This window comes from Peribacillus loiseleuriae (assembly GCF_001183985.1).
In the GTDB taxonomy this organism is placed as follows: Bacteria; Bacillota; Bacilli; order Bacillales; family DSM-1321; genus Peribacillus; species Peribacillus loiseleuriae.
In genome coordinates this window covers 1270611-1287358 of record NZ_LFZW01000001.1, presented here as the reverse complement: position 1 = coordinate 1287358, position 16748 = coordinate 1270611, and the positions used below count along the sequence as shown (strand labels likewise).

At 38.6% G+C, this 16748-nt stretch carries 14 protein-coding genes; 2 read left to right on the top strand and 12 right to left on the bottom strand.

Features of this window, described 5'->3' with window-relative positions; all coding sequences use genetic code 11:
* Positions 1-156: 156 nt before the first annotated feature.
* Together AC625_RS05775 and AC625_RS05770 are read right to left on the bottom strand one after the other, a co-directional pair.
* Positions 157-930 (bottom strand): NAD-dependent epimerase/dehydratase family protein, encoded by a 774-nt coding sequence (locus AC625_RS05775; protein ID WP_049680414.1) that lies wholly within the window; start codon positions 928-930, stop codon positions 157-159.
* A gap of 93 nt (positions 931-1023) precedes the next feature.
* Positions 1024-1746, bottom strand: coding sequence for a hypothetical protein (locus AC625_RS05770; RefSeq protein ID WP_049680413.1), 723 nt, complete (start codon positions 1744-1746; stop codon positions 1024-1026).
* Between the two features lie 212 nt (positions 1747-1958).
* Between AC625_RS05770 and AC625_RS05765 the strand changes: the two genes are divergently transcribed.
* Positions 1959-2147 (top strand): YjzD family protein, encoded by a 189-nt coding sequence (locus tag AC625_RS05765; protein ID WP_049680412.1) that lies wholly within the window; start codon positions 1959-1961, stop codon positions 2145-2147.
* 89 nt (positions 2148-2236) lie between these two features.
* Here AC625_RS05765 and clpB read toward each other — a convergent pair whose 3' ends face one another.
* From clpB to AC625_RS05710, 10 genes are all read right to left on the bottom strand, one after another.
* Positions 2237-4831: an ATP-dependent chaperone ClpB gene (gene clpB, locus AC625_RS05760; protein ID WP_049680411.1), complete on the bottom strand. Its 2595-nt coding sequence runs from the start codon at positions 4829-4831 to the stop codon at positions 2237-2239.
* A gap of 226 nt (positions 4832-5057) precedes the next feature.
* Complete coding sequence (locus tag AC625_RS05755) at positions 5058-5237, bottom strand: YjzC family protein (RefSeq protein ID WP_049680410.1); 180 nt, start codon at positions 5235-5237, stop codon at positions 5058-5060.
* Positions 5238-5389: 152 nt separating this feature from the next.
* Positions 5390-6343: an ornithine carbamoyltransferase gene (gene argF, locus AC625_RS05745; protein ID WP_180320066.1), complete on the bottom strand. Its 954-nt coding sequence runs from the start codon at positions 6341-6343 to the stop codon at positions 5390-5392.
* Complete coding sequence (locus AC625_RS05740) at positions 6340-9459, bottom strand: carbamoyl-phosphate synthase (glutamine-hydrolyzing) large subunit (protein ID WP_049680408.1); 3120 nt, start codon at positions 9457-9459, stop codon at positions 6340-6342. The genes argF and AC625_RS05740 overlap by 4 nt, the downstream gene beginning before the upstream one ends.
* The gene (locus tag AC625_RS05735; RefSeq protein WP_049680407.1) at positions 9452-10534 is read right to left on the bottom strand and encodes a carbamoyl phosphate synthase small subunit; all 1083 of its coding nucleotides are present in this window, start codon (positions 10532-10534) and stop codon (positions 9452-9454) included. The genes AC625_RS05740 and AC625_RS05735 overlap by 8 nt, the downstream gene beginning before the upstream one ends.
* 82 nt (positions 10535-10616) lie before the next feature.
* On the bottom strand, positions 10617-11768 hold the full coding sequence (locus AC625_RS05730) for an acetylornithine transaminase (RefSeq protein WP_049680406.1): 1152 nt from the start codon (positions 11766-11768) through the stop codon (positions 10617-10619).
* The gene (gene argB, locus AC625_RS05725) at positions 11765-12538 is read right to left on the bottom strand and encodes an acetylglutamate kinase (RefSeq protein ID WP_049680405.1); all 774 of its coding nucleotides are present in this window, start codon (positions 12536-12538) and stop codon (positions 11765-11767) included. Before argB ends, AC625_RS05730 begins: the two co-directional genes overlap by 4 nt.
* A gap of 12 nt (positions 12539-12550) precedes the next feature.
* Positions 12551-13783 carry a bifunctional ornithine acetyltransferase/N-acetylglutamate synthase gene (argJ, locus tag AC625_RS05720; RefSeq protein ID WP_049680404.1) on the bottom strand — a complete coding sequence of 411 codons (1233 nt, stop codon included), beginning with the start codon at positions 13781-13783 and terminating at the stop codon, positions 12551-12553.
* A gap of 17 nt (positions 13784-13800) precedes the next feature.
* Positions 13801-14832 carry an N-acetyl-gamma-glutamyl-phosphate reductase gene (gene argC, locus AC625_RS05715; protein WP_049680403.1) on the bottom strand — a complete coding sequence of 344 codons (1032 nt, stop codon included), beginning with the start codon at positions 14830-14832 and terminating at the stop codon, positions 13801-13803.
* Positions 14833-15314: 482 nt separating this feature from the next.
* Positions 15315-15623, bottom strand: a complete 309-nt coding sequence (locus AC625_RS05710) for a metal-sulfur cluster assembly factor (RefSeq protein ID WP_049680402.1) — start codon at positions 15621-15623, stop codon at positions 15315-15317.
* Between the two features lie 209 nt (positions 15624-15832).
* On the opposite strand from AC625_RS05710, the gene AC625_RS05705 reads away from it, so the two are divergent.
* A complete protein-coding gene (locus AC625_RS05705; RefSeq protein ID WP_049680401.1) occupies positions 15833-16648 on the top strand; it encodes a Cof-type HAD-IIB family hydrolase in 816 nt (271 codons plus the stop codon).
* Positions 16649-16748 lie beyond the last annotated feature (100 nt).

Genomic DNA, 16748 nt, shown 5'->3' with positions numbered 1-16748 from the left:
AATCTAAATGATAGATCGTTAAGGTCTGTATCAAGGGATGACTTCCTTCTTACTACTGTATTAGATATCCATATTGAATATCATACCCATACATTAGAGAAATGAAAAGGATTTTACCTATTCTATTTATGAATTTCTGGATAACTCATTCACCAGTCAACGAATACGATGTTGTACCTGTAATGCTATGCCCTCTTCAGGTGAAGTATGGTTTTCTATTTCAAACATATAGGTTTGATGTTTTGGATCAATTTCAGCATTTCCTCTAAGTCCTTCTAACAACTCCGGATGAAATACTAACTTAGCACATAGCGACCATTGATTTTCTTGTTTACTTTTTACAGTAATCATTCTTTCGTTCAATGTTGTAATTTGAGGTAAATTTTCCAATAAATCATCGATGAAGATAGCGTCATTTTTGTATTCACGTTCTAATGCCTTTTCAATTTCTGATCTACTTTTTTTATGGATACTTACCTCAAAGGCCGATTCCTCATGCTGACCTGGTCCATAAATCGTTGGTAGATAAATCATCTTCATCCATTCAGCTTGTTCAACAATAGAAAGAATTCTCTGATGTTTTACTCCCAATGGATAGAGAAGGACAACGGTCGGCCGATTTTCATTTGGTACCTTACTCCAACTGTTAAGAGCAAGAAAGATTTCTTCTGTCTCCTCAAATGAAAAAACACTTCTTCGGTTATTGAAGTCATACCAAGAAATATAAATCATCGTCTCATTTGATACGTTCATGTACGATAAACTACTAGGCTTCAGGAAAGAAAAATTTGCGTTTCTACCGATTTCGAGCTCTTTTTCCTCATTTAACTCCCAATCTATACCGATCACATCTTCACCAAGTTCTAGCAGATGTTTCGTTAAATGAAAACCGACAAATTGATACATGCCTACGATTACAGTTTGATCCATCATGCCCCCCCTAATCCAGGACTAGGTTATGACTAGAACCTTTCCCTTTTCATGCTGTATCGTATGCCTAATCTATTGTAATTAGTTCTAAAATCAAAATGTATCTTCATTTCCCTTGAAAAATTGGTGAATTTGATAAGGAATCTTGTATCTTTTTTCTGGGAGTAAATAAACCATTTCTAAATTTTTTCTCTTTTGTTCATTGAGTTGTTTATAATGGTTTGCCTGAGCTGTATCATTGTTGCCCAGAACGCGAATAATCTTCAGAGGTGTATGTGTTGGAATTGGATGATCCGGCATAGATTCAATATATTCTTCAATCTCGTTTAGGCTTCTATCATAGGCGAACGCTACCTCTCGAAGCCATTTTTTATAGTACAGCTTATTTTCCCTTTCTCTCAATAACGGTGACTTTATCGATAGCCAAGGATCAATTAAAACGACAGAACGAATTTTGTCATCCATAAACTCAAGCAGTTTTAAAGCTACTAAGCTACCTGCCCCCTCTGCCAGTATATGGATTTTATCGTTTAGAATTTCACTTTTCATCATCATGAAATAAAGTTTTTCCGCTAATTCAACTGCCTTCTTGCTCCCCCAATTTGCTCCATATAGATGTGAGGAAAAAAGCATGTAGCCAGAATCTTTTAAGTGATTCAGAATACCTCGTCTGCCAGGGTGTTGAAGCCAATAACTATCCCCTTCGCAAACGAAGTGACCACTGTCACCAATAAGAAGAATGGAAAACCCACTCGGTCTAAATGGATAATAAACAATACTCCACTGTCCGTCCATTTGAAAAGTACGTTGGTCCATTTGTCTTACTCCTTTTAAATAATACTTGTTATATATTATGCTTTTTCCCTTCTAATGGAAACGTTATATACCTATGATACCGTGTAAATCCTGTTATGTCATATATTTATTGGGAAAAGCTTTAGTTTACTTGAAAATTGATAAAAACCCATTTTATCGAATTAGTAAATATGATAAGATTAAAATAATGCAATAGAATGAGGTGAATATCCATGCGTTATTTTATGACTTTTTTCTGGGCATTCATATTGATGCATATGCTAACATATGTTGCCGGTTCCATGATTGGTGTCGCATATAATTTTACAACTGCTTCTATTTTAGGTGTAGTAAGCACTGTCTTAATTTTGATTGTGCCTGCTATCCTTTCCAACGATTCGGTTGAAAGAACAAGCCACTAATTTAATCATGAAACATGTTAAAGAGGCTGACAATTGTCAGCCTCTTTTCAAACTACACTTTCCAGATGAAAGTTAAGTGCTCGTTATTTTTATAGTAGAAGAATCTTCTCCCCGTCATAGTCAAATACAATTTGCTGTTGGTCTGATACTTCACCTGCGATAATACTCCGTGCAAGCTTTGTTTCAATTTGCTTTTGGATAAACCGTTTAAGTGGCCGTGCTCCATATACAGGATCATACCCTTGATTGACGATGAATTCTTTCGCTTCATCTGTGATCGTGAGCGTTAAATGCTGATCCTCAATACGTTCCTCCAGTTGAAAGACCATTTTATCAACAATTTTCCCAATATCAGATTTCGATAAAGGCTTAAATAAAATAATATCATCAACACGATTTAAGAATTCAGGACGGAAATGACTACGCAACTCGTTCATTACTTGTTCTTTCACTGGTTCTTCGATTACACCCTCACGATAATCGGACTGTAATAAATAATGGGAGCCAATATTTGACGTCATAATGATGACTGTGTTTTTACAATCAATGGTTCTTCCTTGCGAATCTGTAATTCTGCCATCATCAAGCATTTGCAATAGGATGTTGAATACGTCTGGATGCGCTTTTTCAATTTCATCAAGCAAAATAACAGAATACGGCTTGCGGCGGATTGCTTCAGTGAGCTGTCCCCCCTCTTCGAATCCCACATAACCTGGAGGCGCCCCGATTAACCGGGAAACTGAATGTTTTTCCATATACTCTGACATATCGATTCGGATCATCTGGTTTTCACTATCAAATAAAGTTTCTGCAAGTGCCTTTACTAGCTCTGTTTTCCCTACACCTGTTGGCCCTAAAAAGATGAAAGAACCAATTGGTCGATTCGGGTCCTTAATGCCTGCTCTTGCTCTAAGAACCGCATCTGAAACAAGTTCGATTGCTTCTTCTTGACCAATTACCCGCTCACTTAGGATTGTAGGAAGCCGTAGTAACTTTTCTCTTTCTCCTTCCACTAGCTTGGTAACAGGAATTCCTGTCCAACGTGCAACGATTGACGCAATTTCCTCTTCTGTTACTTCTTCACGTAGTAGTCGGTTGTCTTGTTTTTCTTCTTCTAAATTCGCAACAAGAGCCGCCAGTTCTTTTTCCTTTTGTGGAATTAATCCGTGTCGCAACTCTGCAGCCCGATTTAAATCATATTCATTTTCCGCTTGTTCTAAATCTCGGCGAAGCTTTTCCAATTGCTCACGATGTTCAGACACATGTTGCAGGGATGACTTCTCCATCTGCCATTGTGCCTTCATTGCGTTTGCCTGATCACGTTGCTCAGATAGTTCTTTTTGCAAAATGGCTAATCTATTTTTACTCGGTTCATCACTTTCTTTTCGAAGTGCGGCTTCTTCAATTTCAAGTTGCATGACCTTTCGGGTAATCTCATCTAACTCAGTTGGCATTGAATCGATTTCGGTCCGAATCATGGCACAAGCCTCATCTACTAGATCAATCGCCTTATCAGGTAAAAATCGGTCTGTGATATAGCGATTAGACAGAACAGATGCTGCTACGATGGCACGATCATGAATTCGGACACCATGGTGGATTTCAAACCGCTCTTTTAATCCTCTAAGGATAGATATCGTATCTTCGACGTCTGGTTCCGATACAAGTACCTGTTGGAATCTTCTTTCCAGAGCCGGGTCTTTTTCAATATACTTCCGGTACTCATCAAGCGTCGTTGCTCCAATGCAATGCAATTCCCCGCGAGCAAGCATCGGTTTTAACATATTCCCAGCATCAAGGGCGCCATCTGTTCTGCCTGCACCTACAATGGTATGAATTTCATCAATAAATAATAAGATTTTCCCATCGCTTTTCTTGACTTCATGAAGAACTGCTTTCAAGCGCTCTTCAAATTCGCCGCGGAATTTAGCCCCAGCAACCAGTGCACTCATATCGAGCGAGAATATCGTTTTGTCTTTCAACCCTTCTGGCACATCTTTTCGAACAATTCTTTGTGCAAGACCTTCCACAATAGCGGTTTTCCCTACACCGGGTTCCCCGATAAGCACTGGGTTGTTTTTGGTTTTTCTTGAAAGAATTCGAATGACATTTCGAATTTCTGAATCTCGTCCAATGATTGGATCAACCTTGCCGGATCTTACTTCAGCCACAAGATCCCTACCATATTTCTTCAGAACTTCATATGTGCTTTCAGGATTTTGGCTAGTCACTCTCTGATTCCCCCTAATCTCCTTGATAATGTTTAACGCGAACTGATAGCTCACATTATATGGTGAAAATAGTTTCTTTATATAAGTATTGTTCACTTTAAGTATCGCGAGTAGGATGTGTTCTACAGATAAATATTCATCAGAAAAACGTTTCCTTTCAGACTCTGCTGCATCCATTATGTTTCGTAGCGCTGCCGATAAATAAACACCTTTTCCTTCTGTACTCCCTGTTACTTGCGGTAGTTTGTTTAGTTCTTCATCAAGCACTGCTTCAAATTGATTTATAGGCTGATCACTCTCTGAAAGAATTCTCATTAACATGCTTTCGTCTTGACTAAAAAGAGCATGTACAACATGTAGTTCATTCAATTCCTGGTTATTTCGAGAAAGAGCATAATCCTGACTTGTTATAAAGGCCTCCTGTAATTTTTCTGTCATTTTTTCCATATCCATAAGTATCCCTCCAACATAAAGCCAGGTGGTATCACCTATTATTTGACCTTTTTTGACCTTTAATTTTATTATAAAATAAAACTCAATAAAGTAAAGAAGGAAACTTATATTCTGACAAAAGTAAAGGGTCAAACTCTATACTTCAACTACAGTTTACGTGTATAGAACACGAAATACTGTAGTTGAAGTATGAGCAAGACCCCATTGATTCCTCTATTTACGTTGATTATGGTTTACGTTGATACATCCAAACGCGATTATGATTAGAGTTTTCAGGAAAAGCTTCTCCTGTTTTTAGCTTTACTTTTTTTGGATTATTTACTGTGCTGCCTGTTTCACCGATTTCAACATACACTCCATTATTCGGCGCTTTTTGCCCAAATTTAAATTGATGATTTTGACCCATGATCATCACTCTCCTTTTGCTGACTGTTCTTGTAGTCTTTCCAAAAAGGAGTGTGATTATCAATCGTATATTCACGAAAATCAGAAATTTTCAGGCGGAATTTTTGAACGAACATGCCTTTTTCTATATAGCTTGATAACCATGAATCATTTTTATTGAAGCAAGTCGACCAAAATTGCTTTTTGAGCATGCAGCCTATTTCCTGCTTGATGAAACACGACAGAATGTGGTCCATCAATAATTTCAGCTGTCACCTCTTCCTCACGGTGCGCAGGAAGGCAATGCATGAAAATATAGTCTTCTTTCGCATGCTTAACTAGCTCTGCATTAATTTGGTACTCTTTAAATGCTTCTAGTCGAACGGCATTCTCAGCTTCTTGTCCCATTGATGTCCAGACATCTGCATAAACGATATCAGCACCTTCTATCGCTGCAGTTGGTGAATCTGTTACTACAATTTCGCATCCCTGTTGCTTAGCCTCTTTTTTTGCATATTCAATAATTTCCTTATTCGGCTCGTATCCGGCTGGACACGCAATGGAAAAGTCAATTCCAGTTTTTGCACAGGCAATCATTAAAGAATGTACGACATTATTTCCATCGCCGATATATGCCATTTTCAGGCCTGCAAGCTTCCCTTTCACTTCCTGAATCGTCATTAAATCAGCTAGTGCCTGACATGGGTGGAACATATCCGTTAAGCCATTAATAACAGGAATCGTTGCCGATTCAGCCAACTCTTCAATCTTTTCGTGACCAAATGTTCGAATCATAATTCCGTCGACAAATTGGGATAGGACTTTTGCCGTATCCGCGACTGTTTCTCCACGACCGATTTGGATATCATTGCTGCTTAAAAACAAGCCATGACCGCCAAGCTGAAGCATACCTACTTCAAACGATACTCTCGTTCTTGTCGATGATTTTTCAAAAATCATCCCTAATGTTTTTCCTTTTAAAGGCACATACTCTTCATTCGCTGCCCATTTCGACTTAATATCACTAGCTAATTTTAGCAACTCCAAAATCGAGTCAGGTGGAACGTTAGCTAGTGTAAGAAAATCCTTTTGCTGAATGATTTTCCCCTTGTTGATAATTGTACTCATGCAAGTGTCACTCCTTTTTTATTTAAATGAAGCCAATGTTGTAATGAAGCAATTTTTATCTCTTTTTCAGAAAGCGATTGTAGGTATGCAAGGAATGTTTCTTCTTCTGAAAAAGCAAGGACACGATATTTCGCTGCTAATAATCGCAAATGTTGATCTTCCTCAGATTTTCCATATGATAATACTGCCGCACCATTTCCTTGTTTAAGCCATGATTCAAAGTCACCATCCGCAATGACCATTTTTGCATCTAGCACTCGATTTAACGTTTCCTCACTTAGATTAATCGTAGGGGAAATGAATAAACCATTTTTATTTGCTGACCTATGACCATGGTAAACCTTTGCAAGTGCCTCTGTAACCGTATTTGCGATTGCAATACCTTCTCCAGTCGATTTCATTTCTGGTCCGACTTTCGAATCGAGACCACTTAAGGCAAATGTTGAAAAGACTGGATATTTAATGGCAGAATACGAGAAATCGTCTTCTAGCCCTGTTTTTCCTAGTAAATTCGACAACGAATATTTCCCAAGCAATATTTTTGTCGCAATTTGCACGAGTGGTACACCGCTGATTTTACTGATTAAAGGAATTGTACGACTTGCACGTGGGTTTACTTCCAGCACATAAATATTATGGTTTTGAATAACGAACTGAATATTCATGAGTCCTTTATAACCAAGCTCTTCTACTAATTTTTTAGAGTAAACGACCATTTTTTCTTTCACTTCATCAGAAATCGTTGTGCTTGGAAAAATAGCGAGACTGTCTCCTGAATGGACGCCGGCCTTTTCAATATGTTCAGCAACCAACGGAATATAGACATCATTTCCATCTGCAATTAAATCAATCTCTGCTTCTTGGCCAGGAATATAAGAATCAATGAGCATTGGGTAAACAAGGGACTTCCCATTGTTCAATCGATTATTTAGACTTTGAAGATCCTGTATGATTTCCATCCCCTGACCGCCAATTACATAGGAAGGACGCAATAAAACAGGGAAGCCAATTTGTTCCGCTTGCTTTAGTAATTCTTGTGCTTTATTCGCCATCTCACCAGGAACATGAGGAATATCAAGCTTTTGTAGCAAGGTATAGAAACGATCACGATCTTCTAATTGATCGACGATATCAAAGGATGTTCCCAATAAATTAATGCCTTGCTCTTCCAACCCTTGTGCAAGATTAATTGCCGTTTGACCGCCAAATTGAACGATTACATCCTGAATTCCTTCAGCCTCAATGACATTTAAAACATATTCAAGCGTCAATGGTTCAAAGTAAAGACGATCTGCTGTGGCAAAATCTGTGCTCACTGTTTCAGGATTATTATTAATCATGATGGTTTCTACATGTTCTTGTTGTAGGGCGTAAACACTGTGCACAGAACAATAATCAAATTCAATACCTTGCCCAATTCGGATCGGTCCACTCCCGATAATCAAGACCTTTTGTTTAGCTGACTTTTCCTGCTCATTTTCACCGAAATATGTCGAGTAATAATAATTCGTATGGGATTCGAATTCAGCCGCACATGTATCAACCGTTTTATACGCAGCTGTGACTCCGAGCGTAATACGTTGCTTTCTTACTTCATGTTCAGAAACACCCCATGCAGATGCCAAGTAACGGTCAGAAAAACCTTTTTCCTTTATGAACACGAATTCTTCCTTCGTGACTTCATAAAGTTTTTTGTCCGCAAGATTCTTTTCCATTTCTATTATGGTTGAAAAACTCGCTAAGAAAAAATAGTCCATTTTAGTTGCATCATGAATCGCCTCTAATGTAACATTTTTGCGAAGTAATTCGAAAATAATAAAAATTCGTTCATCTGTTTGTTCATTAAGCATATCCCAAAGATCTGCTAATGATTTTTCTTTTAACGATTTTAATTGAAGTCCCAATGTCTTCAATTCTAGTGAATCAACTGCTTTTTGGAAGGCTCCTTCAAAACTTCGATGCAAGGCCATTACTTCCCCGGTCGCTTTCATTTGCGTTCCAAGCTTACGCGTTGCTGTTGGAAATTTATCAAATGGCCATCTTGGAAATTTCACAGCTACATAATCAAGTGCGGGTTCAAAGCTTGCATACGTGCTCTTCGTAACGGGATTGATCAGTTCTGACAAATGATAGCCAACTGCCAATTTTGCTGCAATACGGGCAATCGGATAGCCCGTCGCTTTTGAAGCAAGTGCCGAAGAACGGCTTACCCGAGGATTCACTTCAATTAAATAATAGCTTTTACTATTCGGATCAAGAGCAAATTGGATATTACAACCGCCGATAATCCCTAATGCTGAAATAATTTTAATCGATGCCGAGCGTAGCATTTGGTATTCTTCATCGGAAAGCGTCTGAGAAGGTGCCACAACAATTGAATCTCCTGTATGAATGCCAACAGGATCGATATTTTCCATATTACAAATCGTGATACAAGTTTGATTGCTGTCTCGCATTACTTCATATTCAATTTCTTTAAAACCTGCAATGCTCCGTTCAATGAGACATTGAGTAATCGGACTTTCCTGTAGCCCGCCTCTGACAAGCTCCTTGAATACGTCCATCTCTTCTGCAATACCGCCACCAGTACCGCCTAGTGTATACGCTGGCCGAACAATGATCGGAAACCCAATTTTTTCTGCAAAAGCAACCGCTTCATCATAGGTATGAACAATCATGCTTTCAGGAACTGGTTCGTTGATTTCAAACATCAATTGTCGAAAAAGCTCCCTGTCCTCTCCTTTTTTAATGGAGTCAATTGGAGTCCCGAGCAATGTAACGCCATACTTTTCCAAAATACCTGCTTCATGAAGCTGATACGCAAGATTTAATCCTGTTTGGCCTCCTAATGTAGCGAGCAAGCCATCTGGTTTTTCCTTTGCGATGATTTTTTCAAGTACATCACAGGTTAACGGCTCAAAATATACTGCATCTGCATTCATGTCGTCGGTCATAATGGTAGCTGGGTTGTTATTCACTAAAATGACCCGATAGCCTTCCTCTTTAAGCGCTAAACATGCTTGAGTGCCGGCATAATCAAATTCTGCTGCTTGCCCGATGATAATCGGGCCTGATCCGATTACTAGGATAGTTTGTATGGAATGATTCTTAGGCATATGCTTTTTCTCTCCCGCTATAGTCATTTATCATCTGTAAAAACTCTGTAAAGTGTTCCACGCTTTCGGCTGGGCCTGGATTTGCTTCCGGATGGTATTGTGTCGTGACAATCGGTAGTTCAGTATGGACCAAACCTTCAACTGTGCCATCATTCACATTGCGGAATCGTACCTGTAATCCTGTGTTCATCAAACTCTCTTCCGCCACTTCATAGCTGTGATTTTGCGAGCTCATGTACACCCGTTTCGTTTTCAAATCAACAATTGGCTGATTGGCCCCTCGATGACCGAAAAGCATTTTCTTCGTATTCCCACCAAATGCAAGAGCTGTAAGTTGGTGACCAAGACATATGCCCATCGTCGGATACTGAGTGAGTATGCTTTTGATATTTTCAAGTAAATGATTTAGTTGCTTTGGATCACCCGGCCCATTAGATAGGACTACACCATCCGGATTCAGGTTCTGAATCGTTTGAAGGCCCGTATCGAAAGGTACTGTCGTTACTTTACAATTTTGATTGATTAAACTGTCCAAAATCGATTTCTTGTAGCCAAAGTCAAGAAGAACAATATGCTTTGTACCGTTTCCATAACTCGTAATTTCCCTAGAAGAAACTTCTGAAACTAATTGAGAATTTTCATTATAGCTGGTTTCCACTTTATAAATCAGATCTGGGGTAATCGCAGCTTCCATAGAACCTAATTTTCGAATCGTCTTCACAACGGCTCTCGTATCGATCTGACTTAGCAATGGTATATTCCATTTATCGAGATAATCTTTTAGTGAATGACGGGCTTGAAAATGAGAATAACTCATATCTCCTTGATAAACAATTACACCAGCTACATGCGGCTTTCTGCTTTCAAAGTCTTCATCGTTAATCCCATAATTTCCAATTAACGGATACGTAAATACGACAATTTGATTTTTATATGAAGGGTCTGTCAACACTTCTTGGTAGCCTGTCATTCCTGTAAAGAAGACCATTTCACCTTGCATGGCATCGTTCATATCTTTAGTTAATAATTTTCCCTCAAAAGATTGACCATTTGATAAATGTAAATAGCTTTTCATGATTTCACTCCTATGCAAGACTGTATTTTTATATAACATAAAGTATTTTTATTCATTCAATTTGTAAAAAATACAGTCATTTTTAGACTGGCTGCTTACTTCCTATTACATTTGCAATCTTTTCAATGCATATATCCAACTCATTTTGATTTGTTGTTAATGGCGGCAGTAATCTAATTACATTCGGACCTGCTGTCAAAACAAGTATTCCTTGTTTTTGGAGCTCTAGTAAAATTGGTTGACTAGCATTCACTAATTCAATCCCAATCATCAGCCCCAACCCGCGTATTTCTTTCACGTTTTCTATATCCTTTAGTTTGTCGTTCAATTGATTGAAAAGATAGTTTCCTTTTTCAACTACTTCTAAAAGAAAATCATCTTTGAACACTTCTTGAATCGTCGCTTCTGCTGCTGCGATACTGACTGGATTTCCGCCAAACGTCGATCCATGGCTACCCGGTCCAAAGTCCTGAGCAAGCTCTTTCTTACCTACCATTGCACCGATTGGAAGACCATTTCCTAGTCCTTTAGCGATTGTAATAATATCCGGATCAACCTGATAGTGTTGAAAAGCAAATGGCTTACCAGTACGGCCGATTCCAGTTTGGATTTCGTCAATAATTAATAGGATTCCGAATTTTTCACTTACAGTTTTTATTGCATCCAGGAATTCCTGTTCAATTTTATGAATTCCACCTTCGCCTTGAACGATTTCAATCATGATTGCAGCGGTATTTGCATCCACACTGTTTACCAATGCATCGGTATCATTGAATGGAATATAATGAAACTCTTCAAGCATTTTCCCAAAACCGACTTTGACCTTTTCCTGCCCTGTTGCAGCCATCGTCGCAAAGGTACGTCCGTGAAACGATTGAATGCATGTGATGATTTTATTTTTCCCTGATACTTTCCTTGCAAGCTTTATCGCAGCTTCATTTGCTTCGGCACCACTGTTACAAAAGAAGACAGACCCTAGACCAGATGCTTCCGTAATGAGTGAAGCGGTTTTTTCCTGCATTGAATTTTCGAACATATTCGATGTGTGCCAGAATGAAGCTAATTGTTTTTCAACGGCTGTTTTTACTTTTTCATGACAATGCCCAAGATTCAACACACCGATTCCAGACGTATAATCCAAATATTTCATGCCATCCTTACTCGTTAACCAAGATCCCTTTGCCACATCTGGTTCAATCTGCCATCTATCATAGGTTGGAAATAATGAACTCATTGATATACCCCTTCCTGTGTAACAAATTTCGTTCCAATAAAATCATTGTTTTCATAGAAACAAGATTTTCCGCTGACAATCATCACTTCTGGTATACTTTTTTCCAATACGGAAAGCGCAGTGGTAACCTTAGGAATCATGCCGCCATAAATAGTACCTTCTTTAATCATTTCTTTCGTTTCCGTTGCTGTAAGCTGTGAGAGTAAGCTGCCTTCTTTTAGAACTCCCTTAACATCAGTAACAAACAAACACATTTGTGCACCAAGTGCTTTTGCCACTGCACCAGCTGCCATATCAGCATTCACGTTCAGCTTCTGTCCTGATTCCGTTATCGAGATGGGAGTTAGCACAGGACATATTCCTTTTTGAAGAATCATTTCCAACAGGTCTGTATCAACTTGCTCAATCTCGCCAACGGCTCCTAAAGCCGATTCATTAATATAGGACCCAATCAACATCTTGCCATCAGAACCATTTAAGCCAATTGCTTTAATATCATGTGATTCAAGCTTATGAACAAGGCTTCTATTCGATTTACCTGCAAGCATCAATTCGACAATTTCCATTACTTCAGTCGTTGTCTTACGTAGTCCGTTTTCAAAGATTGGTGTGATATTGCTTTGCTCAAGCATGGCGTTAATATCTGGACCGCCGCCATGTACAAAGACCATTTGCCAGCCACGGCTTTGTAGTTCTTTTATGCTTTCAAAAAAAGCATCTGACAGTTCATCAATAATACTGCCGCCGCATTTAATAACTAAGGTTTTCATTCTGCACGCTCCTTAGGATCGATAACTCGCATTGATTTTTACATAATCATAGGTTAAATCGCAGCCCCATGCTGTTCCTGTTTCAGAGCCTTCTTTAAGCGTAACATTTATCACGAGTAAATCTTGTTCCAAATAAGCTTTGGCGATTTCTTCAGAAAAATCAACTGGTTCACCGTCTTCTAATACAACGAGATCTCCGAAGGCAATCGTGACTTGTTGCGGGTTAAAATCGATTCCGCTGCGTCCCATTGCTGCAATAATTCTTCCCCAGTTTGCGTCTGCTCCATATGCCGCTGTTTTAACTAAATTAGAGCCAATGATCGTTTTGGCAATGATTTGTGCCGCGTGCTTTGATTCCGTTCCGAAAACATTGCACTCGATTAGTTTGGTTGCACCTTCACCGTCTTTGGCGATTTGCTTTGCTAAGCTTTCACTCGTTTGTTTCAATAATTGAATAAATGTATCCCATTGCGGATGTGTTGGTGATAAAGCTTGATTACCAGCTTTGCCATTTGCTAAAACAAGCACCATATCATTTGTTGATGTATCGCCATCTACTGTAATTTGATTAAATGTCTGATCGGTTATAGTTGAGAGTGCAAGCTGTAAATCGGCGGACTCAATGGCTGCATCTGTCGTAATAAATCCAAGCATCGTAGCCATATTAGGGTGAATCATTCCCGATCCTTTCGCTGCTCCACCCATCGTGACCGTTACCCCATCTATTTCGACTGAGTACGCACAGTTCTTCGTTACGGTATCTGTTGTTAAGATTGCTTGTTCGAAATCTATAGCATCCTTATCCGCTGGTGATGGTTCTAGCAGTTCAATCCCACGCTTAATTTTATCCATTTTCATATATTCTCCAATAACACCTGTTGAAGCAACTGCAAGATAATGTGGCGCTAAATCGAATTTTGAAGCAGCAAGATTTCTCATTTCATAGGCGTCTTTTAGTCCTTGTTTACCTGTGCAAGCATTGGCGCAGGCACTATTAACGATAATGCCTTGTAATTTCCCTTCCACCTGAATGCTATCCTTCGTCACGTCAAGGGGAGCTGCTTGGATAACACTTTGTGTGTAAACAGCTGCAACTGAAGCTGGTATATCCGATAAGATGATCCCAAGATCTTTCTTCGAATAGCGTAATCCAGCGTGAACACCTGCTGTTTTAAACCCCTGTGGTGTAACAATATTTCCTTGTTCAATTTTCTTTATAGATGCAACACGCTGTAGTGTTTTCATGACTTACCTCCGAATAGTTATGGATAAATGGGAATTGTGGATAAACCTGCTGTTTCATCCAAGCCCATCATAATATTTGCATTTTGAATCGCTTGCCCGGCTGCACCTTTCACAAGGTTGTCAATAACCGATACAATCGTTACTTTTCCTGTTCGTTCATCATAAGCCATCCCGATATCGCAGAAATTAGAGCCATATACTTGTTTCGTGACCGGGAACTGCCCTGACCTTTGGATTCTTACGAAAGGATGGGAATTGTAACTCGTTTGATATAGATCATAAAGCTCTTGTGTAGAAATTCGTTTGTTTACCTTTACATACATAGTCGCCATGATTCCTCGCGTCATTGGAACAAGATGTGTTGTAAAGGTAATGGGCTGCATATTTTGTGACCACGTGGATAGCTGTTGTTCAATTTCCGGGATATGCTGATGCTCATGGACTTTGTATATTTTAAAATTTTCATTCATATCGCTAAAATGGGTCATTTCTGATGGAGACTTTCCTGCTCCTGATACACCTGATTTTGCATCAATAATCACATCTTCTGTAGCTAGACCTTCTATAAATAATGGGGCAAGACCAAGCAGAGTTGCAGTTGGATAACAGCCTGGATTTGCGATAATGTTTGCTTCTTTAATTTGCTGTGCGTTCCATTCCGAAAGACCGTACACAGCTGAATCAATGATTTTCTGCGGTGCAGCCGTTTTTTTATACCATTTTTCATATTCTCCTGGGGTTTTTAAGCGTAAATCACCAGATAAGTCAATGACTTTAACATTCACCTGAGAAAAAGCGGATACAAGCTCTGCTGATACCCCTGATGGTGTAGCCAGAAAAACGATATCAGATTTATCTGCAATTTTTTCAGGATTAACTTCTTCTAAAACAAAATCTTCATGCAATAAATGTGTATGATTTTCACTTATTTTCCTATCAAATTTAGACGATGTATGCAATGAGGCAATTTTCATGTTTGGATGATTTTTCAAAAGACGAATAAGTTCTAATCCGCCATAGCCTGTAGCACCAACAATTGAAACGTTCAAATTATCATCTCCATTGTATTCTTCCCTACGATTCTATAATAATAGTATTATATGACTGAATAAAAATAAAATCAAATGTATTTTTATGAAATAAGTGAATTTTTTAAACTATTTTTAAATATCAGCATTTTTCTGTAGAAAAGGGGCGGGGCTTCGCAAAATCAGCTCCGCACCGCCACCTTCATAAAGTGATACAGCTTTTAGAACCTGAACCTTTTTTATCGTTGGGCTTTAGAACAATCTCTCATGGATGTTTTATTAAAAAATGCCTCGGTAATACATGGAGAATCTCACGAAATAAAGCCGCCAGATAGACTGACGGCTTTACTTATGTAATATAATTAAATAAAAGAGGGTGCCCCAAAAGGGTCTAACCTCACATACTATACTCCGTTTATTGTGTCAGTTACATGTCATATAAACGATATATAGTTGATCTGGGGTCTGACCCTTCGTTATGGGACAACCTCTTTTCATAACATTTATTTAATACCTAATGCGATTTTCGCATATCTTGACATACGGTCTCTTGACCAAGGCGGGCTCCAGACAATGTTTACATCTGAGTCCTTCACTTCTGGAATGTCTTCTAGGACATATTTCACATTATCTACAATCGTTCCAGCAAGCGGGCATCCCATAGCTGTTAGTGTCATCGTAACGATTACCATTCCAGCTTCGTCCATATCAACATCGTATACGAGACCTAAGTTCACAATATCTACTCCAAGTTCAGGGTCAATGACCTGTTCTAATGCTCCCATTAAATTATCTTTTAAATCTTGATCCATTTCTATTCACTCCTTTATCTACTTCGATAACTCTATCATATCAAACTTGTCCTCATTAATTAAGCAAATACTTTTTTAGAATAAGTCATATCAAATTTACTTATTACTCCACAAAGGCAGTACAAAATTAAAAACATTTAACATTGCTTACAAATAGGGGTAATATGGATAGTATATCCTATAAAAAAATAGAAATTGAAGGTGACTAAATGACTGAAAAACATCTGATTGTCTTAGACCTTGATGGCACATTACTTACAAATGAAAAAAACATCTCCAATCGGACAAAAAGAACATTAGCAAAATTAAAAGATGATGGTCATGAGGTTATGATTGCAACAGGAAGACCGTACCGTTCCAGTGAACCATATTATCGTGAGCTCGATTTACACACCCCAATCGTAAATTTCAACGGGGCATTCGTTCACCATCCTAAAAACAGTGCTTGGGGAGCCTTTCATTCACCACTTGATATAAAAGTGGCGAAAGATATCGTCGAAGCTGTTCAAAATTTTACTTATCATAATATTATTGCTGAAGTACGCGATGATGTATTCTTTCATTACCATGATGAAAAACTAATTGATCTTTTGCAAATGGGCAGTACAAGCATTACGACTGGTGATTTGCGTAATTTTCTTAACGCGTCTCCCACAAGTATGTTAATCCATACTGAACAACAATATGTAGAAGAAATAAGAAAGCATTTGTCTGATGTCCATGCTGAGGTTATTGACCATCGACGCTGGGCTGATCCATTCCACGTAATTGAAATTATCCAGACCGGCTTAAATAAGGCGGTTGGTCTTGACCGTGTTTCCAAATCTTTAGATATACCAAAAAACCGTATCATTGCTTTCGGTGATGAAGACAATGATTTCGAAATGATCGAATATGCTGGGATTGGCGTAGCAATGGGCAATGCCATTGATGATTTGAAATCGCTCGCCAACGTCACCACACTAACGAATGAAGAAGATGGAATCGCTGTTTTTCTTGAGGACAAATTCAACCTGAAATTTTAAAGAGATCAGATAATATTTACTATTTTTTCCCTCCTTTAATTCTTGCTGAGTAAGCCAAACTATTAGTGAGGTCGACTAAGAAGGGGGAAAACCCCTTTTG